This is a genomic window from Thiocapsa rosea, assembly GCF_003634315.1.
In the GTDB taxonomy this organism is placed as follows: domain Bacteria; phylum Pseudomonadota; class Gammaproteobacteria; order Chromatiales; family Chromatiaceae; genus Thiocapsa; species Thiocapsa rosea.
The window spans coordinates 1067961-1087497 of the sequence record NZ_RBXL01000001.1; the positions used below are offsets into that span (position 1 = coordinate 1067961).

The following is a 19537-nucleotide window of genomic DNA, read 5'->3' on the forward strand; positions in this document are numbered from 1 at the left end:
ACTCATGTACGGCATGCGCATCGCGCAGGCATCGGGCGCGATCGCCGGACGGGAGACCGAAGTTGATGCCTCACGATTCCGCCCTCCGCTCATGCACCCCAGTAGCCATCGTCCAAGAGTTGCGCGACGGTGAATGGGCAGGTCTCCGGCAGATCGGCGAGATCCAAACCCGTCTCGAGCGCCGCATGCTGGCGAGCGTTCGGATAACGCTCCACGACCATCTCCGGAAGCTTCGGCCGAAGACTGGGGCTCTCGCGAAGGCGCCGACCGATCGCGTCCCGAGAGTTGGCAATCGAGAGTTGCCAGCTCGGGCCGCGTCGCTCGGTTTGGTGCTGCCATTTGAGCAGATGAACGATCAGGACCTTGAGATAACTCTCGATTGCCCGACGCTCGCTCCTGCCCATGTCCTCGAGCTCCTCGGCAATTTGCGCAAAGTCGATGTCGCTCAGGCAACCTTCGCGCAGGAGCGCCGCGCTCTCCGTCAGCCAGGCGTGGTAATCGCGATCGTAGCTTGCGTGCTCGGCAGTCTGTTTCGGCATAAGTCTTTGCCTTCGGATTCCAGGTCGGCAACGCGTTGAGGCTACACCGACCGCGCGGCGTTTCAAACCTTGGATCGATCATGCCCGCAGACATCGGCCATCCTGGTCCCGATTCGCATCCGGAGACTGAGCCGTTCGGGCTAGAACAACGTGCGCGCATTGACCCACTCGATGCTCGGACCGAGACGCCCGTGCCGGACCCGCACCAGTCCGGCGTAGTCGATCCGGATGCGATACCAGCGGCGGGCATCGGCACCGAGCAGGTGGCCGATGAGCGCCCGCATCACCCCGGCGTGGCAGACGATCAGCAGCCGGCGGCCCGGATAGGCGGCAAGATGACGCGCGTAGGCGTCCGACACCCGCGCAAGCAGGCGCTCCAACGGCTCGGCGCCGGCCGGGCGCTCTCCGACAGGGTCGCGATAGAAGGCAGCGAAGCGCTCGGGCTCTTCCTCGGCAACGGCGCTGCGGGCGCGCCCTTCCCAGGCGCCCATGCCGACCTCGATCAGGCCGGGGTCGACGACCAGCGGCAAACCGTGCCGCCCGGCAAGATCCGCGGCAAAGACGCGGCAGCGCGACATCGGCGAGCTGATGATCTGATCCCAGGGCGCCGCCTCGCCCAGCGCCGCGGTCATCTGCAACCAGCCCGCCGGGCTGAGCGGGTCGTCGGTCCCGTTGCCGCGATAACGCGCACCGCCGACGGGCTCGCCGTGACGGATCAGATCGACCAGGATCTCGGACATGGGCAGACGTAGCAGTCGGAGAGGCAAGGCGCTAGAGTGTAGCGGATATCAACCAGGACAGACCTTATGACGAACAAGATCTACGAGGGCATCGACAAGCAGGGCGGCGGCGCCATGACCCCGACCGCCAACATCATCCGCGACGCCTGGGTATTCGGCATCATCCCGGAGGAACAAACCTGCGAGGGCTGGACCATTCAAGGCATCGAGGACCTCTACGACAAGGTCACGCAGGCATGGCATCCCTACGGCCATCTCGTCTCCAGACTCCCGCCCGAGCTGCGCGAACGGCACGAGCGGATCTATACGGCGGCGATCCAAAAAGCACGCGCAGCCGGCTGGGATCCCGAGCTCGGCGACAACGACTGAGCGGGTGCCGCTCCGGGCGGCGGCCAATCGACATCCGGATCCGCGGGGCATCCCGACATGGCCGATTATCTGATCCGCGAGACCTTCTTTCGACCCGACGAAGCGGTCGCGCATGAGCAGACACGGATTCCGGCTGCGCTCTACAACGGACTGCAGCTGCTCCTGAGAGGCAACGCCGGACGCGCCGTTTTCATCCCGATCCGCTCCATGCAATATCAGGCCATTATCGATCGCGAGGAGGTGGTCTTCATCGACAGCCACGGCGGTTATGCCTACCAAGACGGCGAGGGCGGTCGCCTGATCCGGATCGCCTGGCGACCGGCGGTCGGACGGCAGTCCATTTCGGACCCCGTCGGTTGTGAGATCGTCTATTATTTTAAAGATATGCGGGAGACGCAGACGCGGCTGCTCGGCGAGATCCAGCCGGTCATCAAGCAGATACTCGAACGCGAGCGAGGCACGGGCGGACCGACACCGGCCCCGCGGGTGTTGCCGCTGAGACGCCCGGCCTAAACCGCGCCCGGTGCGGTATGCGTACTTTGTTGAAATGGCTTGGCCGCGCCAGCTCCGAAGACTGCCGGAGCTGGCGCGGTTTAGAGCCGGTACGGGGCCGAGCACAAGGACGGGCTCCGACCGGACAGCACGACAACAACAAGACGTCCCCTAGTCCGGACGACACAGCGGACCCTGCGCCCGACCTATCCCGGAGGGCGCAATCTTTCGGCGCCCATATACCGCGGCGCCGGCTGCACGACGGAGGACCCGATGACAAGGCTTTTGACTTGGCACGACGAATGGTCTCTCAACATCGATCTCGTGGATGCGGAGCACCGAGGGCTGATTGAGCAGCTCGCGGACATCTGTCACCGTTTCGGTCCCGAGGCATCCCCGCGACGCTCCGGCGACGCCTTCGCCCTCATCGATGCCCTGACCGATCTCGGCGAAGCCGTGCGGGAGCATTTCAAACGGGAAGAGGAACTGATGCAGGCCGTCGGCTACGAGGACATCGCCGAGCACTGCACCGAGCATGCGCTCTTGATGGCCGAGTACACCGACCAGCTACGCCGCTGGCGTGCGGAGGGCCTCGACGTCTTCGACGAGGATGCGCAGGAAAACGCGCGAGACTGGATCCTGGACCATATCCTGGGCGCGGATCGCGACTTCGCGAAGGCGTTCCACGAAATGGACGACCGCTTGTCCGCGACCCGGGACCGCTCCGGCGTCGCGGTGTGGGCGCAGCTCAACGCGGCCCGAAGAGGTCTTTGAGCAACTGTACCGTGGTCTGACGCCCAAGCTCGCCGATCGCCGTCGTCAAGGGGATCTCCTTGGGGCAGACCCGCACGCAGTTCTGTGCGTTGCCGCAATCGCTCAAGCCGCCCTCGGCCATGATGGCGTGCAGACGCTCCGTCTTATCGTAACGCCCGGTCGGATGGGCGTTCATCAGGCGGGCCTGGGCCAGCGGCGCCGGGCCGATAAAGCTTGAGTGCGGCCCGAACTGCGGACAAGCGGCCATGCAACAGCCGCAGGACATGCAGCGGCTGTAGAGATAATCCGCCGCCCAGGCATCCGGTCCGATACGCGGGGCGCCTTCATGCGTGTCCCAGACGCCGTCGATCTTGATCCACGCCTTGACCTGCTTCAGACCCTGGTCGATCCGTCGACGATCGACCAGCAGGTCGCGCACGACCGGAAATTTCGGCAAGGGCTCCAGGCGGATCGGCTGATCGAGATCGGCAACGAGGGCCGAGCAGGAGGGCCGCGGGACACCGTTGATCAGCATGGCGCAGGAGCCGCAGACCTCCTCCATGCAGTTGTGCTCCCAGACAATCGGGTCGACCCGCTCGCCCGAGATCGTGACCGGGTTCTCCCGCAAGGCCATCAGCAACGAGACGATGTTGTGGTCGGAATGGCCGAGAATCGCGAACTCCTGCCAATAGGGTGCGGTGTCGGGACGGTCCTGACGGCGGATGCGCAAGTGGATCGGCTGCTCGGTCATCGATAATCCCTCGGCTCGGTCGGCGCGTAGACGCTCAGGTCCACCTCCCGGTAGCTGAGTCTGGGTCCGTCCTCGGTGTGCTCGGCGATGGTGGTCTTGAGCCACTGCGCGTTGTTCGCGTGCCAGCGGTCCCGATACGCCTCGAACTCGGGGTCGCCCGCGAACCTTCCCTCCGGGATCGGAATCCGAAACGCGGGTTTGTAATGAGCACCGCGACACTCGTCGCGGGCCAGCGCACCCCGGGTCACGACTCCGGCCAGCTCGATCATGTCGCCGAGTTGGCGCGCGAAGGCCAGACTCTGATTCGCCCAGGTACTCGACTCGCCGAGGCGCGCCTTGCTCAAGCGCTCCCTCAGCACCTGAAGCTCGCCGAGGGCAGACTCCAGCTCCGGGTTCGAGCGCACCACGCCCACTTTTCCCGTCATCAGCGCGCCAAGCTCCTTCTGGATCAAATAAGGCGTGTCCGCTCCCTCGGCCTGCATCAGATCCGCGTTGATCGCCTGCTGTCGCACGACCTCGGCCTGCGGGATCTCCGGTGACAGCGGGCCGCGATCCGAGGCGAGACCCTTCAGGTAGCTCACCACCGCTTCCCCGGCGACCCGACCCGAGTAGCTCGCCGACAGGAGCGAGTTGGCACCCAGTCGATTGGCCCCGTGATAGGCGTAATCGCACTCGCCGCACGCGTAGAGTCCGGGGATGTTGGTGGCGTGATTACGCGGGCTCTCGGGTTGGATTCCGCCGTCGGCGGAACGTTCGAAGTCGACCCAGAGACCGCCCATACCGTAATGCGCCGCCGGAAAGATCTCCATCGGCTCGGTCATCGGGTCGACGCCGGCGAACTTGCGATAGATCTCCAGGATGGCGCCCAGGCGCGAGCCGATGAATGCAGCATCCAGGTGCGTGAGATCGAGATAGACCCGGTCGCCGCCGTCACCGCCGATGCCGAGGCCCATCTGTCGGGTCACGGTCCAGATGGCCCGCGCCGCCTCGTCGCGGGCGACCGTGTTGCCGTAGGCCGGGAAGAATTCCTCCAGGAAATAGAAGCGCTCGGCCTCCGGGATGGTCTTGGGCGGACGCCGATCGCCGGGCGTCTTCGGCACCCAGATGCGCCCGCCCTCCCCGCGCGCCGCCTCGCTCATGAGCCGATTCTTGTCGTGCCCCATCATGGCGGTGGGGTGGAATTGGAAGAACTCGGCGTTCGCCATCCAGGCACCCTGTCGGTAGCAGCGGCTCGCCGCAGCACCAGTCGAATTGGTCGAGGTCGTGCTCTTGGGCGCATAGAGCTGGCCCATGCCGCCGCTCGCGACCACGACCGCATCGGCCGAAAAGGCACGCACCTCGAGGCTGTTCAGATCCATCGCCACGATGCCGCGACAGACGCCGGCAGAATCCAGCAACAAGGACAAGAACTCCCACCACTCATGCTTGACGACCTTGCCCTCGGACTCCAGTCGCCGGACCTGCTGGTCGACGCCGTAGAGGAGCTGTTGCCCGGTACTGGCACCGGCAAAGCAGGTTCGCTTGTTCTTCACGCCGCCGAAGAGACGTTGGTCGAGCAAGCCCTCGGGCGTGCGCGAGAAGGTCACGCCCATGCGCTCGAAGGTGCGGATCAGGCCCGGTGCATCCTCGCACATGCTCTTCACCGGCGGCTGATTCGCCAGATACTCGCCGCCCTTGATGGTGTCGATGATGTGCTGACGGATCGAGTCATGCTGCCCCTTAGTGTCGAGCACGGCATTGATGCCGCCTTGGGCACAGACCGAGTGACTGCGCTTGACCTCGAAGAGCGAGAAGAGCGTGACCGGAAAACCCGCATCGGCGATCCGCAAGGTCGCCCAGAGTCCGCCCAAGCCGCCGCCGATGACGATCACGTTCGGCTTGCTCATGAGAGGAACCCCATCAGGCCATGGATACCCATGGCCGCCAACAACAGACCGAGCAGAAAACAGACCCAACCGAACAGGCGTTGCGCGCGAACCGAGGTCGTGAGCCCCCAGACGATCGCCATCGAGGCGAGCCCGTTGGCCAGATGAAACACCGAAAGCAGCAGACCGACCAGATACAGCCCGAGCATCCAAGGCTGACTCAACAGCGCCTGCATGTGGGCGAAGAGGTCATCGCCCACGCTCGGATCCCAGATCCCGGCGATGCGCGTCATCCCGACATGCACCAGGAGAAAGAGCAGGATGCCGACGCCCGAGATCCGCTGCAGCCAGTACAGCCGATTGCGCGTATAGCTGTAGCGGGCAAGCTCGGCACGCATCTGAGCCGTGATCACCAGCCCGTAGCCGGCGTGAAAGAGCAGCGGCAGCGCGATCACGAAGATCTCCATCAAGGGCAGATAATTCATGCCCTTGAGTGCCGCGACGACCTGCTCGTTGTAATGTTCCGCACCGAAGCGCGACTGAGAGTTCTCCCAGAGATGGAAGATCAGAAAGGCGCCGACCGGGAGCAGGCCTAGCAGGGAGTGCAGACGACGCAGGAGGAAATGCGGATTTTCGATGGATGCGGACATGGGCGATCGGACAGCGGGGATTAGGGGGCAGTTTAACCGGATCCGACCGCCGGGGATCTGACCGGGCTCAGTCGGGAGTCGGATTGGCCTTAAACCGCGCCCGGTGCGGTATGCGTCATTTGTTCGTATGGCTTGACCGCGCCGGCTCCGACGACTGTCGGAGCCGGCGCGGTTTAAAATATAAAAAAATTAAAATTTAAACCGCGTCTCGCCAAGATCCAGGAAGTATCGGACGCTGAACACAAAACAAAAATGACGCATTTCGCTCTGGACGCGGTTTAACTCGGACGCTCGCCGGTTGGGATCGGTGAAGCGGTCGGATAACCCTCAAAACAATAGGGGTTGAGAAACTGCCGCCCCCACAAGGCACGACGCTCCGGCTGGCTCAGTCCCGCTTGGTCGCAAACCGACTCCCACTCGCGCTCGATGACGGCAATCTGATCGTCGATCAGAGTACGGGCCGCATCGAGCGTGAAACCGAAGACAGGTGCCGCGCCAAGACAGGCCGCAAGCCGGCTATCACGCCGCTGGCCGATCAACAGCATAGCCTGACTCGCCTCGCCCCCGGTGCGCGCCTGCGGGCAGATGTCGTAAGCCGGCGTCAACCGATAAGGTCTGCCATCCCAAAAGGCGGCGTGATTACGCGCATGGTCGTCGGTGTTGCCGCAGAGAATGAAAATCCAGTGCGCCAATGCGATCGGATCCGGACTCCAGCAGGTAGGTCAACTCGTCGAGCTCCAATCGCGCCGTTTCGGAACCGACGCCGCCTGCCGAAAGGCGGTTGATGATGACCCGACGTCCCCAAGCGTCGGGCGCTGCGTCGCGCAGACACGACGGCAACCCGTCGTCGCGTTGCCGCTGCTCACCCGGCTGCAACGGCAGCTCGTCGGGAAACAGACTGATCGCATCCTCACGCGCGAGATAGGAGCGCCCATAGGCAAAGCCGTAGCCGCCTCGCGCATCACGGCGCAGAAGACCGGCCACCACCGGCATGTCGGCTCCGGGCAGCCACACCCAGACGTAGGCCTGCGGCGCATCAGAAGTCATCGTCCAACCGATCCTCGCGCTGGCGGCGGATTCGCGAGGGCAATAGCGTCAGTTTCTCGCTCTGACGCGCTACCTCTCGGTCAAGCTCGCGCAGCGAGGCTTGCTCGAACAGCGGAATATCCAACAACGACGCAGCTTCAAAGTAGGTGCCGATGGCAACGCCGGGCTCACCTTGTGTCACGCGCCGGATGGTCAGCGCCCCCACACCAACCCGTTCAGCCAAACTCTCCCTGGACCAGCCCTTGCGGATCCGGCCTTCCTCGATCAATCCGCCCAACAGCTTCAGGGCTTGGCGCGTGGTGGGTGAGAGCAGTCGGCTCATGGGTCTAGCCTGTCATAGAACTGATTGTTAACGCCTTAAACAATCAAATTGTATCTTTGCACCCGTACTTAAACCGCGCCCGGTGTGGTACGCGTCATTTGCTGGAATGGTTTGGCCGCGCCAGCTCCGACGACCGTCGGAGCTGGCGCGAATTAAACTATTGAAAAAGATTAAATTTTAAACCGCGTCTCACTGAGATCATGGATATCTCCAAAACCAAACGCAACGTGAAAATGACGCATATCGCTCTGGACGCGGTTTAGCCAACCGCCTGCTGCATCCCGATGTGCACACCGGTGAAACCTTCGTCGGCGCAAACCCTCCGCGTCAGGGGGGATCGGCCCGACCGGGTTGCGGCAGCTCCCCTTCAACCATAATCGGCTTGAGCGCATGCAGGATGTTGGCGAAGAGATGGCTGTGCTCGGCCTCTTCGCGGGCCAACAGGGCCTTCATGTGCTCGCGGCGGGTGGGCATGGAGAAACAGGCAGGGCAGGAGTCCAGGACGACCGGCAGTTCGGCACGTTCGGCATAGTCGGCGGTCTGACGCTCGCGGCAATAGACCAGCGGGCGGATGATGCGCACGTCACCCTCGTTGTTCAGGTAATGGGCCTTCATGGTGCGCAGTTGGCCGCCGTGGAAGAGCGACATCAGGAGACTCTCGGCCAGATCGTCGAGATGCTGGGCCAGAGCTAGCACGCCGTAACCCTGCTCGCGGCAGATGCGGTACATGATGCCGCGCTTCATGCGCGAGCAGTAGGCGCAGAAGGAGTCGCCGTCCATATGCTCATTGGCCTGGTCCATCAGGGGCTGCTGCTCGTAGAACCAGGGTATACCCAAGTCCTCGTAGTATGCCTTGAGGTGCTCGGGATCAAATCCCGGCACCTGCGGATCGACGGTCAGCACCGCCAGTTCGAAGCGCACCGGGGCATAGGTCTGCAGGTGCTTGAGGATGTGCAGCAGGGAGAGTGAGTCCTTGCCGCCCGAGACGCCGAGCAGGATGCGGTCGCCCTCGCCGATCATGCGGAAGTCCGCGATGGCACGGCCGACGAGCCGCAGAAGGGACTTGGGTGGTTTGGAGCGATTGTGCTCGGAGTGGCTCATATGCGGGTCGTCTTCGCGAGCCGTGCGCCTTGGCGTTTCAAGACCGGGGCATTGGAGCGGCGGGTGGCGAGGAAGGCGAAGCGATGGACCTCGACCTCCCACTCGGTTTCTCCTGCGCTCAACACGAGACAGGAGGGTCCCCCGTAGGTTCGGGTCCGACCGGCCGCGCCAGGATTCAGAACCCAAGGCGTCGTATCCATGTCGAGCACGAGCCGATGGCTGTGCCCGTAAACGATGGCCCGCGCTGTCGGGAACCGGGCGCGCAGCCGCGCATGTCGGTCGCGCGCCGGACCCTGATGGCCGTGGATCACGACCAAGCACCCACCCGGCAGCGTGAGCTCGACCCATTCCGGGAGCTGGCGCAAGAGGTCGTGATCGCGCTCCGGCCATCGGCGCGAGACATCGTTGTTGCCGAAGACGGCGAAGACCCGCCCGAGACCGGGCTGCATCCGGGCGAGGATATCGGCATTGCCGATATCCCCGCCGTGGATCGCCAGATCGCAGGTCGTGACCAGGTGCTCGACGCGTGCATCCAGATCCCCATGCGTGTCGGACAGGATCGCAAGGCGCAGGCTGCGGCCGGGAATCCGAGCAATCACCCCACCGTCGCCGGAGCCCATCGTCCTAATCCATCGTCAGCGCAAGCTTGCCGGTGACATGGCCTGTCTCGATGTGCTTGTGCGCCTCCTGCGCCTGCGCGAGCGGGAAGGTTTCCGAGACATGGATGCGCAGGTCGCCCTGGTCGATCAGCTTGGCGCAGCGGCGCAGGATCTCGCCCTGGTGGGTGCGTGCCCGCGGCAGATCCCGAAGCATCGGGGTCAGCATCAGCTCCAGACTGATCCGCAGATTGCGCACGCGCGCCTCCTTCAGGTCCAAGTCGGGTCCCGGATCCAGAATGGTCACCAGATCACCGTAGTGGGCCATCGCAGGGATGGTCTTGCGGAAGACCTCGGGGCCGACGGTATCCAGAGCGATGTCCACGCCGTGCCCTTCGCTCCAGTGCATGACAGACTCGACGAGGTCCTCTTCTTTGTAGTTGATGCAATACTCGGCGCCGAGCGCATGGGCGAAATCGGCCTTCTCCGAGCTGCTCACGGTCGTGCAGACGCGCGCACCCGCCGCCTTGGCGAGCTGGATGGCCACATGCCCCACCCCGCCTGCGCCGCCATGGATCAGGACCCGCTGTCCCTCGAGCAAACGCGCCCGGTCGTGCAGCGACTCCCAGGCCGTGAGCAGGACCAGCGGCGCCGCGGCGGCCTCGACGAACCCGATCTCGCGCGGTTTGGCCTGCGCCAGATGGTTGTCGAGCAGGATATACTCGGCGTAGTTGCCGACCGGCCCGCCGAGCCCGCCCCAACAGAACCAGACCTCGTCACCCGGCTTGAAACGCGTGACCGCTTCGCCCGCGGCCTCGACCACGCCGGCTCCGTCGCAGCCCAAAACCGCCGGCAAGCCGTTCGGAATCAGGGGTCCGTTGGTGCGGATCTTGGTATCCACCGGATTCACACCGGCGGCCTTGAGCCTGACTAGGATATCGTCCGGCCCGCCGATCTCGGGACGACGCCGATCGACCAGTTGCAAAACGGCCGGCCCGCCGGTCTCGCGCATCTCGATTGCCTTCATGGACGTTTCACCTCGTGTCGTAAGTCTTTCCGAATCCACTACCGACGGCAGCGCTCGGGGGCATGCTAGCCCCATCGACAGGTTCGGCACAATCCGAGGGCCCGACCCGGAACCCAGCCGAGCCCTGCCGCGATCGCCAGCCACCGCAACGGAGTACCCAGCATGTCCAACACCGCCAAGACCAAGCTCGCGAAACCGCCTTTGATCGTGCGCAATGCCCGCGTCAAAGACATCCCCCACATCCGCAGCCTAGTGTCGCGCGTCTATCAGGCAAGCGGCATGGGGACCTATTCGCGGGCCATGCTTCTGGGCCAGATCCACAACTTCCCCGAAGGACAGTTCGTCGCCGAATACGAGGGCGCCATCGTCGGCTACTGCGCCACCTTCCTGATCAACGGCGATGTGGCCCTCCAGCCGCACACCTGGAACGAGATCACCGGGGGCGGCTACGCCTCGCGGCACGACCCGAACGGCGACTATCTCTACGGCATGGAGGTCTGCGTCGACCCGGACTACCGCGGGCTGCGTCTGGGCCAGCGTCTCTACGACGAGCGCAAGAAGCTAGCCCGCTCCTGGGACGTCAAAGGCATCGTCTTCGGCGGGCGCATCCCCTCGCTCAGCAAGCGCCTGCGCCGATACGGAACGCCGGATGCCTATCTCGAGGAGGTCAAAGCGAACCGATTGCGCGATCCGGTGCTGACCTTCCAGATGCGCAACGGCTTCGAGGTCTTGGGAATGCTGCCGCGTTACCTGCCCGAGGACAAGGAATCCGAGGGCTACGCGGTTCATCTGGTCTGGCGCAACCCCAATGCGCCGGACGAGAAGGAAGAGCAGCGCGCCAAAAGCTACGGCGGCCGCTTACCCGACACCGTGCGTGTCGCGACCGTGCAGTACATGCAGCGGCGGGTCGGCTCGTTCGAGGAGTTCACCGATCTCGTGCGCTACTTCGTCGACGTCACCGCCGACTACCGGGCGGACTTCGTCGTCTTCCCGGAACTCTTTACCCTGCAGCTGCTCTCGATGGAGGATCAGGAGCTCTCGCCCGCCGAGTCGATCGAGGCCCTGACCAAGTACACCGAGCCGCTCAAGGATGCGCTGCGCGACATGGCGGTGCGCTACAACATCAACATCATCGGCGGCTCGCACCCCACGCGGATGCCCAACGGCCGGGTCGAGAACGTCTGTTACGTCTGTCTGCGCAGCGGCGAGGTGCATGAGCAACCCAAGATCCACCCGACCCCGAACGAGGTCTATTGGTGGAACATCGAGGGCGGCCAGTCGCTGAACGCGATCGACACCGACTGCGGTCCCATCGGTGTTCTGATCTGCTACGACGCCGAGTTTCCCGAGCTCGGCCGTCATCTGGTCGATCAGGGCGCCAACATCGTCTTCGTGCCCTTCTGCACCGACGAGCGCCAGTCCTATCTGCGGGTGCGCTACTGCGCCCAAGCGCGCGCGATCGAAAACCAGTGCTACGTCGTCATGTCCGGCAACGTCGGCAATCTGCCGAAGGTCCACAACATGGACATCCAATACGCCCAGAGCTGCATCCTTACACCCTGCGACTTCCCTTTCGCGCGCGACGGGATCGCGGCCGACACCACGCCCAATGTCGAGACGGTCGCCTTCGCCGATCTGCGTCTGGAGGCCCTGCGTGCCGCGCGCAATTCGGGGACGGTTCAGAACCTGAAGGATCGCCGGCATGATCTCTATACAACGGTGTGGCGGGAGCGCTGAGGTCAGTAGCGCACTCGTGCAGGCCACGCTCGCGCTTGAGTCCGAGAGAAGCGGGTCTGCTCAGCCGACATGCCGGGGCGCAGCGGATCGGTCGAGTGCCAATCACCGACCGAGACATCGCCGCGCTCCCACAAAGGGTGATAGGGCAGATCGTGGCCCTTACAGGTAAAGGTAGACGTCGCGGTCTGTCCAGTCGGCGATCGGATGGATCTTGTAGCGTCCGTCCTTAACCTGGAGCACAGGCAAGGCGCTGCGCGTGCTGGCTTGCACCCGTCTCAGTCCGGCGAACCAGGTGGAGACGCCCAACTCCTTCAAGGCGCGCTGCGTGGGCTCACTTTATTGACCCGATTGTAGTGCTCGATGCCCTCGCGGCCGCCCTCCGAGAGTCGACCCGCCGTGTCTCCAGCCAGGCCGGGGAGATGTCGGCGCGGTAAACCCTCAGGTCGAGATCCAGCCGGTCCGCGAGCGTATCCACGAAGCGGTAGGTCTCCGGGAAGAGATAGCCGGTATCGATCAGGATCACCGGGATTCGCGGGATCACCCGGGCGACCAGATGCATCCAGTTGGACAGAAGCCTGATTGCGGCTGCAAACGAGAACAAGAAGCACCCGCCATCAGCGATCGAGCATCGGGCAGGTTGTGCACGTCGGGCACGCGAAGGTCGACCCGATAGAGGATATTCACCCCGTCGATCGACTCCGCAATGCTCTCGACCGAAAAGCCGATCTCGGCCTCAATGAACAGACGCGGCACGGAGACGTCGGCGCGACGCTTCGGAATTTACACCTGCTTTCGCAGAAAAAAATTGAATTCCGAATCAGAATGTTGGCTTCATAAGGGTCGGTTTTCAGCGGCAGTTCAGTTTGAACCATCAGGCTGCACCCGTCGCTTGAGCAGTCGAGCGGAGCCATCCGCGAACAACTGGCTTGATCGGCACCGACAAACTCTCTCAAACGGAGCAAGCAGATGAAACGACATCACCTGATGGCAACCACCGGTCTTGGACTGCTGCTGGCAATGGGCAATCCCCTAGCCAGTGAGCGACTCGACCACGACGAGATCAAGCAACTGCGCGGGACCGGCGCGATCCTGCCGATGGAACAGGCGATGGCCAGTGCTGAATCCGTACAGCCGGGTCAACTCGTGGAAGCCGAGCTCGAGCGAAAAGACAGCACCTATCGTTACGAGATCACGATTCTGGCCGCCGACGGGACTGCCCATAAGCTTTATCTCGATGCCGCAACCGGCGACGTGATCAGGAGGAAAGAGAAGTAAGCCATGCTGAACCGCGTCCGCACGAATCGGCACTCGGGGCATGTCGGACAACGGTCCAGACAGCCACATCTTTGACGGCCGACGCGGTTCAGACGAACGACGTTGCCTTCTGCGTCAGCAATCCTGCATTTTCTCGATTTCTTAAACCGCGCGAGCGCCGACACTCATCGATGCTGCCAAGATCGATCCAAGCCAATAACAACGCATACCGCACGGGGCGCGGTTTACCCAATTCAAACGAGCAATCATTGCGTCAATCAAGGGGCTCCGGCCATCATGACAATCCATCTAACCGGCTTCATTGCGCTTCTCGTACTTGCCTGGGCGGGCGCACTCAGCGTGAGTGGTCCGGGGACCAACTCCCTGCCATGGGCCATTCAAAGCCAAGCGCTCTACCTCAGCGGCCTACTCGCGATCGGCCTGATGTCGCTCGCGATGGTGCTCGCGACGCGCCCGACCTGGTTGGAACGCCCTCTCGGCGGAATGGACCGCGTCTACCGCCTGCACAAATGGACCGCCATTCTTGCTGTCAGCTTCGCCGCCACGCACTGGCTGCTTGAGGAAGGGGACGACCTGATCAAATCCGTGTTCGGTCGCCATGGGCGACCGCTGGAAGAGCAGTTCAGCGGTCTGCTTCACGACGTGCGCGATGTCGGCGAGGAACTTGGCGAGATCGGCATCTACCTTCTGCTGGCCATGCTGGTACTGAGTCTCCTGAAGCGTTTCCCATACAAGTTCTGGCGCCATGTCCATCGTGCAATGCCGCTTCTGTATCTGGCGCTCGCCTTTCATGCCGCCGTGCTGGCTCCAACCCATTACTGGAGCCAACCGCTGGGCCTGCTTCTCGGGATGCTGCTGGTGGCGGGATCGGTGGCCGCCGTTATGTCACTCTTGGGACTCGTCGGCCAGAGTCGCAGGGCACGAGGGTCGATCGTGTCGATCTCGACCCCTTCGCACGATGTCACCGAGATGGTCTGTCAGCTGGAACCCCGTTGGCGGGGACATCGCGCCGGGCAGTTCGCCTTCGTGAGCTTTGATCGTTTCGAGGGCCATCACCCCTTCACCATCGCGAGCGCCGATCACGGGGACCGTCGTGTGACGTTCCTGATCAAGGCGCTGGGCGATTTTACCCGCGCGCTGCCACAGCGAATTGCCGTGGGGCAGGCCGTGACGGTCGAGGGGCCTTACGGCTTCTTTCAGCTCCCGCGCCGGAATCCCGAGGCAAGACAGATCTGGGTGGCCGGCGGAATCGGTGTCACGCCCTTCATCGCCTGGCTGGAAGCCTTGCGCGCCAAGCCGGACGCCTCTCTCATCACGGATCTGCATTACAGCACACGGAACCGCGGAACAGATCCCTTCGTTGATCGCCTCGAAACCCTGTGCGCGGACCTGCCGGGCGTCTCGCTTCACATCCACGACAGCCAGGCCGGAAGCACGCTGAGCGCCGAGCATCTTGCATCCATGCACGACGGATTGCGCAAGACCGAAGTCTGGTTCTGCGGCCCAAGCCGATTTGCCAAGCGGTTGCGGACCGGACTGACACGCGCATGGCGCGGACGCTTGCGCTTCCATCAGGAAGCCTTCGAGATGCGCTGAACGGCCATACCAGACCGAGTGTCAGCTCAAGCGCGCGGCTGACGACACCCCGGGGGAGCGCCGCTTGGGCGGCGTTGCTTCCGGCCGATCGGATGTGCAATGCACGATCGTCGAGGATCTGCTGGCCGATCTGGATCGGGCGCTGGGTTGAGGGCGTCGAGGATGGAATCGCCGGCGTCTGCTTGCCGAGCGCCTGCCCGTGGTCGGGATATCTCGGCCCCAGGCATGCCGCCCGGCTCGCCGGGCATGGAAGGCCCCGTCCTATTAGGTGATGAGTTTCGATGCCGAGGGAAAAATGCAGGTGTTTGCCGAGCACTGACGGCCCACCTGCCAGGTTGCTGACAGGCGCAGTCAGCCTATGGTCAGCACTCCTGCGTTACCTTGCACCCAAGGCCGCGATTCCTCGCGACCAAACCCCTTCAAGGCAACAAACGGAGCGCGAACCATGAACACCTCTTCAATCCAGCATCCCGCCCAGATGAGCGCGATCGGCGTCATGCGGACACGGAGCGGTCTCGCGGCCAGAGGTGTCCGTACCCCATCCATCCGGCAGCGGCCGACGCTCGCATCACGCCGCGCGGCCGAGCCGACCATGTCGATCGAGGACGCGATCGCGCGCTACGTCGCCGATCAGCCCCCGCAGCTCTATCGCAGCGGCGCCTGATCGTCATGTCCGGGATCCGGCATTAGGGCAGCGACGCCTTGGGAAACACCGCACCCTTGATCTGCTCCGCGGTCAGTGCCGGGGCGCATTCCAGAATAAAGCGCACGGCATAGTCACGCAGATAGTGACCGCGTCGCAGAGCCAGACGGGCGGTATTGACCTCGAACATGTCAGAGGTGTCGAGCAGGCACAGGCCCGAATCGCGGACCGGGTCGTAGGCCATCGCGGCGACGATCCCCACGCCCAGACCAAGCTCCACATAGGTCTTGATGACATCCGCGTCGAGGGCGGACATGACCACGTCGGGCATGAGCCCGGCTCGCTCGAAGACGGCATCGATGCGCGCCCGAGCAGTATTGCCGGGGTAGTAGGTGATAATGGGATAATCGGCGATCGCCTTGAGCGTCAGGTGCTCGACGCCCGTCAACGGATGCCCGACGGGGACGATCGGGGCATGCCGCCACTGATAGTACGGAAAGCTGACCAGATCCTCTTCGTCGGCCAACGCCTCGGTGGCGATGCCGATGTCCACCTGGCCGGCGCGCAGCTGGGCGACGATCTCGCGCGGGCCGCACTCGTGCAGCTCCAGATAGACCTTCGGAAAGGTCTGTCTGAAGCGCGTCACCACCGACGGCAAGGCATAGCGGGCCTGGGTGTGGGTGGTGGCGATGGCCAGACGCCCTTCGTCCTGCCGGGCGAACTGCTCGCTCAGGTGCTTGATGTTTTGGGTGTCGAGCAGTATGCGCTCGACCATCGGCATCAGCTCCTTGCCCGGCTCGGTCAGGCCGAGCAGACGCTTGCCTCGGCGCATGAACAGCTCCACCCCGAGCTCGTCCTCCAGGTCCTTGATGTGCTTGGAGACACCCGATTGGGCGGTATAGAGCGCGTTGGCCACCTCGGTCAGGTTGAAATTGTGCCGGACCGCCTCGTGCAGGATACGCAGTTGCTGGAAGTTCACGTCAGGCGGCCTCGCGCGGAAAGACCCGGATCCGCGAGGCCGACAGACGCACCCGTTGCCCCTCGGTCAAGGCGAGTGCCTGGATCCGCTCGCGCGGCAGGATGACCTCGTAATGGTCGGCGGGCTCGCTGCGGCCCGAGGCGTCGGGAAGGCGGTCAAGCTCGACCCTGACCCCGGAGCCGAAGGCGAGGATGCGCGCGACGACGGCCTCGACCCCGTGCGGCGCGGCTGGATCGGTCAGGATCTCCAGCTCGTGTGGACGCGCGAATCCGATCGCGTCCGCGCCCTGGCCGGCGTCATGGCCGTCGTAAGGCATGGTGGAGCCGCCGATCCGCAGATGCGCCCCGTCGATCCGCCCGTGAAACACATTGACCGCGCCGAGAAACCCGTAGACGAAGGGGGTGGCCGGGTGCTCGTAGACCTCGGCCGGCGTGCCGATCTGCTCGACGCGACCTTGATGCATCAGCACCACGCGATCGGCGACCTCCAGTGCCTCCTCTTGATCGTGGGTGACGAAGATGGATGTCACGTGCAGCTCGTCGTGCAGACGTCGCAGCCAACGCCGCAGCTCCTTGCGAACCTGGGCGTCGAGCGCGCCGAACGGCTCGTCGAGCAGCAGCACCCGCGGCTCGACCGCCAGCGCCCGGGCGAGCGCGACCCGTTGACGCTGGCCGCCGGACAATTGGGCCGGAAAGCGATCGGCCAGGGCACCGAGTTGCACCAGATCGAGCAGACGCCGGACCCGTTGTCGGATCTCGACCTCCTTGGGGCGGACCCGCCGCGGCTTCACCCGCAGCCCGAAGGCGACATTCTCCAGCACGGTCATGTGGCGAAACAGGGCATAGTGCTGAAAGACGAATCCGACCTGACGCTCCCGCACATGGGTGTCCGAGGCGTCCTCGCCTTCCAGGACGACGCGTCCCGAGTCCGCGGTCTCCAGCCCGGCGATCACCCGCAGGAGCGTCGTCTTGCCGCAGCCCGACGGACCCAGCAGCGCCGTCAATGCGCCGCTCGGGAAATCAAGCGAGACATCGTTCAAGGCGACAAACCGGCCGAAGGTCTTGTTGATCTGCTCGACCTGGATACTCATCGGAGACTCCTCAATCGGGTTGCATGACGCCTTGATCGGCCTTCCATTCGACGAAGGTCTTCAGCCCCAAGGTCACCAGTGCCAGCAGCGCCAGCAGCGAGGCCACGGCGAAGGCCGCAGCGAAATTGTATTCGTTGTAGAGGATCTCGACGTGCAGCGGCATGGTATTGGTCTGGCCCCGGATGTGTCCGGAGACGACGCTCACCGCACCGAACTCGCCCATTGCCCGCGCGTTGCACAGGATCACGCCGTAGAGCAGACCCCATTTGATGTTGGGGAGCGTCACGCGCCAAAGGGTTTGGAGACCGTTGGCGCCCAGCACGACCGCCGCCTCCTCTTCCTCCCTGCCCTGGGCCTCCATCAGAGGGATCAGCTCGCGTGCGACGAAGGGGAAGGTGACGAAGACGGTCGCCAGCACGATGCCCGGGACCGCGAAGATGATCTTGATGTCGTGCGCGAACAACCAGGCGCCGAACCAGCCGTGCGCACCGAACAGGAGCACGAAGATCAGGCCCGCGATCACGGGCGAGACCGAGAACGGCAGATCGATCAAGGTGGTCAGAAACCGCTTGCCGCGGAACTCGAACTTGGCGATCGCCCAGGCCGCGGCCACCCCGAACACCAGGTTGACGGGTACCGAGATGACCGCGACCAGCAGGGTCAGACGGATCGCCGAGCGCGCGTCCGGATCGGCGATCGCGGTGATGTAGGTCAACCAACCCTTGCGCAGGGCCTCGACGAAGACCGCGATCAGCGGCATCAAGAGGAACAGCAGGAAAAAGCTCAGGGCGGCGGTCAGGATCAGCCACTTCACCGCCGAGCTCTCGCGCGTGGCGGCGTTGGTCTCGTACCGGCGGGCATCGCCCCGACCGTAAAGCGCACCGATGGCGGCCATCAGCGATTCCTCCCGGTGCGTTTCGCGCTCCAGGCCTGCAAGAGGTTGATCGCGAGCAGCATGCAAAAGGAGAAGACCAGCATGACCACCGCGACCGCGGTCGCGCCCGCGTAATCGTACTGCTCAAGCTTGGTGATGATGATCAGGGGCGTGATCTCCGAGACCATCGGGATGTTGCCGGCGATGAAGATGACCGAGCCGTACTCGCCGACCGCCCTTGCGAAGGCCAGCGCGAAGCCGGTCAGGAGGGCCGGGAGCAGGATCGGCAGAATCACCCGCGTAAAGGTCTGCCGCCGGTCGGCGCCCAGACTCGCAGCGGCCTCCTCGAGCTCGGTCTCCAGATCCTCCAGAATCGGTTGAACGGTGCGCACCACGAAGGGCACCCCGATGAACACCAGCGCCACCAGCACCCCGAGCGGGGTAAAGGCGACCTTGATCCCGAGCGGTGCAAGCAGACTGCCGATCCAGCCGTTACCGGCATAGAGTGCGGTGAGCGAGATCCCCGCGACCGCCGTCGGCAGCGCGAAAGGCAGATCGACGAGCGCGTCGATCAGCTTCTTGCCCGGGAAGCTGTAGCGCACCAGCGCCCAGGCCAGCGCCAAACCGAAGACCGCGTTGATGGCTGCGGCCAGCAAGGAGGCCCCGAAGGACAGCCGATAGGTCGCAACCACGCGGGGCGAGCTGACGATGGCCCAGAATTCTCCCCAGGACAGGGTCGCGCTCTTGAGGAAGACCGCCGACAGCGGGATCAAGACCATCAGCGAGAGATAGACCAGGGTGTAGCCGAGCGCGAGACCGAAGCCCGGCAGCACTCGGGTCTGGTGCGTGGGGTTGAAGTAGGCAGCGATCGTCATCGGCAGTTGACCTTGACCCGCGCGGGGTTGCGCCCCAGACAATCGCCTCGGGCCTTGAAACACAGCGCTTGGAGCGCCTCCAGCCGAGGATCTGCGATGGTTGAGGTGGTCGAGAAACCGCAGATCGCTTCGGATACGTTGAGAGCTTAGCGCGGCACGACGCCCCGCGAACGATCGATTTACCGGGATGCTATGCGGTTTTTGAGATAAGCGAAC

25 protein-coding genes are annotated in these 19537 nt (G+C 64.0%); 7 read left to right on the top strand and 18 right to left on the bottom strand.

What is annotated here, in order from left to right; translation table 11 throughout:
- Positions 1–89: 89 nt before the first annotated feature.
- Positions 90–539: a DUF29 domain-containing protein gene (locus BDD21_RS04885; protein ID WP_120796175.1), complete on the bottom strand. Its 450-nt coding sequence runs from the start codon at positions 537–539 to the stop codon at positions 90–92.
- Between the two features lie 140 nt (positions 540–679).
- Entirely contained in the window at positions 680–1279 is a 600-nt protein-coding gene (locus BDD21_RS04890; protein WP_120796176.1) for a histidine phosphatase family protein, read from the bottom strand.
- 66 nt (positions 1280–1345) lie between these two features.
- On the opposite strand from BDD21_RS04890, the gene BDD21_RS04895 reads away from it, so the two are divergent.
- From BDD21_RS04895 to BDD21_RS04905, 3 genes are all read left to right on the top strand, one after another.
- Positions 1346–1648 (top strand): hypothetical protein, encoded by a 303-nt coding sequence (locus BDD21_RS04895; protein ID WP_120796177.1) that lies wholly within the window; start codon positions 1346–1348, stop codon positions 1646–1648.
- Between the two features lie 57 nt (positions 1649–1705).
- On the top strand, positions 1706–2161 hold the full coding sequence (locus BDD21_RS04900; RefSeq protein WP_120796178.1) for a hypothetical protein: 456 nt from the start codon (positions 1706–1708) through the stop codon (positions 2159–2161).
- Positions 2162–2413: 252 nt separating this feature from the next.
- A complete protein-coding gene (locus BDD21_RS04905) occupies positions 2414–2914 on the top strand; it encodes a bacteriohemerythrin (protein WP_120796179.1) in 501 nt (166 codons plus the stop codon).
- On the opposite strand, the gene sdhB is transcribed toward BDD21_RS04905, so the two are convergent.
- From sdhB to BDD21_RS04945, 9 genes are all read right to left on the bottom strand, one after another.
- Positions 2889–3644: a succinate dehydrogenase iron-sulfur subunit gene (sdhB, locus tag BDD21_RS04910; protein WP_120796180.1), complete on the bottom strand. Its 756-nt coding sequence runs from the start codon at positions 3642–3644 to the stop codon at positions 2889–2891. The genes BDD21_RS04905 and sdhB overlap by 26 nt on opposite strands.
- Positions 3641–5530: a succinate dehydrogenase (quinone) flavoprotein subunit gene (gene sdhA, locus BDD21_RS04915; RefSeq protein ID WP_120796181.1), complete on the bottom strand. Its 1890-nt coding sequence runs from the start codon at positions 5528–5530 to the stop codon at positions 3641–3643. Before sdhA ends, sdhB begins: the two co-directional genes overlap by 4 nt.
- Positions 5527–6159, bottom strand: coding sequence for a succinate dehydrogenase/fumarate reductase transmembrane subunit (locus tag BDD21_RS04920; protein ID WP_120796182.1), 633 nt, complete (start codon positions 6157–6159; stop codon positions 5527–5529). The genes sdhA and BDD21_RS04920 overlap by 4 nt, the downstream gene beginning before the upstream one ends.
- A gap of 278 nt (positions 6160–6437) precedes the next feature.
- Positions 6438–6851: a HipA domain-containing protein gene (locus BDD21_RS28520; protein WP_245969417.1), complete on the bottom strand. Its 414-nt coding sequence runs from the start codon at positions 6849–6851 to the stop codon at positions 6438–6440.
- On the bottom strand, positions 6799–7206 hold the full coding sequence (locus BDD21_RS28525; protein WP_245969418.1) for a HipA N-terminal domain-containing protein: 408 nt from the start codon (positions 7204–7206) through the stop codon (positions 6799–6801). The genes BDD21_RS28520 and BDD21_RS28525 overlap by 53 nt, the downstream gene beginning before the upstream one ends.
- Entirely contained in the window at positions 7196–7528 is a 333-nt protein-coding gene (locus BDD21_RS04930; protein WP_120796183.1) for a helix-turn-helix domain-containing protein, read from the bottom strand. Before BDD21_RS04930 ends, BDD21_RS28525 begins: the two co-directional genes overlap by 11 nt.
- Positions 7529–7855: 327 nt before the next feature.
- Positions 7856–8629, bottom strand: a complete 774-nt coding sequence (locus BDD21_RS04935) for a tRNA 2-thiocytidine biosynthesis TtcA family protein (protein ID WP_120796184.1) — start codon at positions 8627–8629, stop codon at positions 7856–7858.
- Entirely contained in the window at positions 8626–9249 is a 624-nt protein-coding gene (locus BDD21_RS04940) for a metallophosphoesterase family protein (RefSeq protein ID WP_120796185.1), read from the bottom strand. Before BDD21_RS04940 ends, BDD21_RS04935 begins: the two co-directional genes overlap by 4 nt.
- 4 nt (positions 9250–9253) lie before the next feature.
- A complete protein-coding gene (locus tag BDD21_RS04945; RefSeq protein WP_120796186.1) occupies positions 9254–10252 on the bottom strand; it encodes a zinc-binding dehydrogenase in 999 nt (332 codons plus the stop codon).
- 162 nt (positions 10253–10414) lie between these two features.
- On the opposite strand from BDD21_RS04945, the gene BDD21_RS04950 reads away from it, so the two are divergent.
- Positions 10415–11989: a carbon-nitrogen hydrolase family protein gene (locus BDD21_RS04950; protein WP_120796187.1), complete on the top strand. Its 1575-nt coding sequence runs from the start codon at positions 10415–10417 to the stop codon at positions 11987–11989.
- Between the two features lie 159 nt (positions 11990–12148).
- Here BDD21_RS04950 and BDD21_RS29155 read toward each other — a convergent pair whose 3' ends face one another.
- Genes BDD21_RS29155 through BDD21_RS04960 form a run of 3 tightly spaced genes read right to left on the bottom strand, consistent with a single transcriptional unit; the run spans position 12149 to position 12742 of the window.
- Positions 12149–12304, bottom strand: a complete 156-nt coding sequence (locus BDD21_RS29155) for a phosphoadenosine phosphosulfate reductase domain-containing protein (RefSeq protein ID WP_425470215.1) — start codon at positions 12302–12304, stop codon at positions 12149–12151.
- Between the two features lie 16 nt (positions 12305–12320).
- On the bottom strand, positions 12321–12548 hold the full coding sequence (locus BDD21_RS29160; RefSeq protein ID WP_425470216.1) for a phosphoadenosine phosphosulfate reductase domain-containing protein: 228 nt from the start codon (positions 12546–12548) through the stop codon (positions 12321–12323).
- Positions 12527–12742 carry a hypothetical protein gene (locus BDD21_RS04960; RefSeq protein WP_120796188.1) on the bottom strand — a complete coding sequence of 72 codons (216 nt, stop codon included), beginning with the start codon at positions 12740–12742 and terminating at the stop codon, positions 12527–12529. The genes BDD21_RS29160 and BDD21_RS04960 overlap by 22 nt, the downstream gene beginning before the upstream one ends.
- 213 nt (positions 12743–12955) lie before the next feature.
- On the opposite strand from BDD21_RS04960, the gene BDD21_RS04965 reads away from it, so the two are divergent.
- The 3 genes from BDD21_RS04965 to BDD21_RS04975 all read left to right on the top strand — a co-directional run bounded on the left by BDD21_RS04965 (position 12956) and on the right by BDD21_RS04975 (position 15524).
- Positions 12956–13264, top strand: coding sequence for a PepSY domain-containing protein (locus BDD21_RS04965; protein ID WP_120796189.1), 309 nt, complete (start codon positions 12956–12958; stop codon positions 13262–13264).
- Positions 13265–13540: 276 nt separating this feature from the next.
- Positions 13541–14860: a ferredoxin reductase family protein gene (locus BDD21_RS04970; protein WP_120796190.1), complete on the top strand. Its 1320-nt coding sequence runs from the start codon at positions 13541–13543 to the stop codon at positions 14858–14860.
- A 445-nt stretch (positions 14861–15305) separates the two neighbouring features.
- On the top strand, positions 15306–15524 hold the full coding sequence (locus BDD21_RS04975; protein WP_120796191.1) for a hypothetical protein: 219 nt from the start codon (positions 15306–15308) through the stop codon (positions 15522–15524).
- A gap of 22 nt (positions 15525–15546) precedes the next feature.
- Here BDD21_RS04975 and BDD21_RS04980 read toward each other — a convergent pair whose 3' ends face one another.
- The 4 genes from BDD21_RS04980 to cysT are packed head-to-tail and all read right to left on the bottom strand — an operon-like array spanning position 15547 to position 19321.
- Positions 15547–16482, bottom strand: coding sequence for a CysB family HTH-type transcriptional regulator (locus tag BDD21_RS04980; RefSeq protein ID WP_120796192.1), 936 nt, complete (start codon positions 16480–16482; stop codon positions 15547–15549).
- A gap of 1 nt (position 16483) precedes the next feature.
- The gene (locus tag BDD21_RS04985) at positions 16484–17572 is read right to left on the bottom strand and encodes a sulfate/molybdate ABC transporter ATP-binding protein (RefSeq protein WP_120796193.1); all 1089 of its coding nucleotides are present in this window, start codon (positions 17570–17572) and stop codon (positions 16484–16486) included.
- Between the two features lie 10 nt (positions 17573–17582).
- On the bottom strand, positions 17583–18467 hold the full coding sequence (cysW, locus tag BDD21_RS04990; RefSeq protein ID WP_120796194.1) for a sulfate ABC transporter permease subunit CysW: 885 nt from the start codon (positions 18465–18467) through the stop codon (positions 17583–17585).
- The gene (cysT, locus tag BDD21_RS04995) at positions 18467–19321 is read right to left on the bottom strand and encodes a sulfate ABC transporter permease subunit CysT (protein WP_120796195.1); all 855 of its coding nucleotides are present in this window, start codon (positions 19319–19321) and stop codon (positions 18467–18469) included. Before cysT ends, cysW begins: the two co-directional genes overlap by 1 nt.
- Between the last annotated feature and the right edge of the window lie 216 nt (positions 19322–19537).

Excerpts from the sequence above, each read along its gene's own strand:
- BDD21_RS04900 (WP_120796178.1), top strand. The coding sequence starts at position 1,706 with ATGGCCGATTATCTGATCCGCGAGACCTTCTTTCGACCCGACGAAGCG.
- BDD21_RS28525 (WP_245969418.1), bottom strand. The coding sequence starts at position 7,206 with ATGACTTCTGATGCGCCGCAGGCCTACGTCTGGGTGTGGCTGCCCGGA.
- BDD21_RS04885 (WP_120796175.1), bottom strand. The coding sequence starts at position 539 with ATGCCGAAACAGACTGCCGAGCACGCAAGCTACGATCGCGATTACCAC.
- BDD21_RS29160 (WP_425470216.1), bottom strand. The coding sequence starts at position 12,548 with ATGCATCTGGTCGCCCGGGTGATCCCGCGAATCCCGGTGATCCTGATC.
- BDD21_RS04975 (WP_120796191.1), top strand. The coding sequence starts at position 15,306 with ATGAACACCTCTTCAATCCAGCATCCCGCCCAGATGAGCGCGATCGGC.
- sdhA (WP_120796181.1), bottom strand. The coding sequence starts at position 5,530 with ATGAGCAAGCCGAACGTGATCGTCATCGGCGGCGGCTTGGGCGGACTC.
- cysW (WP_120796194.1), bottom strand. The coding sequence starts at position 18,467 with ATGGCCGCCATCGGTGCGCTTTACGGTCGGGGCGATGCCCGCCGGTAC.
- BDD21_RS04970 (WP_120796190.1), top strand. The coding sequence starts at position 13,541 with ATGACAATCCATCTAACCGGCTTCATTGCGCTTCTCGTACTTGCCTGG.
- BDD21_RS04950 (WP_120796187.1), top strand. The coding sequence starts at position 10,415 with ATGTCCAACACCGCCAAGACCAAGCTCGCGAAACCGCCTTTGATCGTG.
- BDD21_RS04935 (WP_120796184.1), bottom strand. The coding sequence starts at position 8,629 with ATGAGCCACTCCGAGCACAATCGCTCCAAACCACCCAAGTCCCTTCTG.
- BDD21_RS04890 (WP_120796176.1), bottom strand. The coding sequence starts at position 1,279 with ATGTCCGAGATCCTGGTCGATCTGATCCGTCACGGCGAGCCCGTCGGC.
- sdhB (WP_120796180.1), bottom strand. The coding sequence starts at position 3,644 with ATGACCGAGCAGCCGATCCACTTGCGCATCCGCCGTCAGGACCGTCCC.
- BDD21_RS04930 (WP_120796183.1), bottom strand. The coding sequence starts at position 7,528 with ATGAGCCGACTGCTCTCACCCACCACGCGCCAAGCCCTGAAGCTGTTG.
- BDD21_RS04895 (WP_120796177.1), top strand. The coding sequence starts at position 1,346 with ATGACGAACAAGATCTACGAGGGCATCGACAAGCAGGGCGGCGGCGCC.
- cysT (WP_120796195.1), bottom strand. The coding sequence starts at position 19,321 with ATGACGATCGCTGCCTACTTCAACCCCACGCACCAGACCCGAGTGCTG.
- BDD21_RS04985 (WP_120796193.1), bottom strand. The coding sequence starts at position 17,572 with ATGAGTATCCAGGTCGAGCAGATCAACAAGACCTTCGGCCGGTTTGTC.
- BDD21_RS04920 (WP_120796182.1), bottom strand. The coding sequence starts at position 6,159 with ATGTCCGCATCCATCGAAAATCCGCATTTCCTCCTGCGTCGTCTGCAC.
- BDD21_RS04945 (WP_120796186.1), bottom strand. The coding sequence starts at position 10,252 with ATGAAGGCAATCGAGATGCGCGAGACCGGCGGGCCGGCCGTTTTGCAA.
- BDD21_RS04940 (WP_120796185.1), bottom strand. The coding sequence starts at position 9,249 with ATGGGCTCCGGCGACGGTGGGGTGATTGCTCGGATTCCCGGCCGCAGC.
- BDD21_RS04965 (WP_120796189.1), top strand. The coding sequence starts at position 12,956 with ATGAAACGACATCACCTGATGGCAACCACCGGTCTTGGACTGCTGCTG.
- BDD21_RS04905 (WP_120796179.1), top strand. The coding sequence starts at position 2,414 with ATGACAAGGCTTTTGACTTGGCACGACGAATGGTCTCTCAACATCGAT.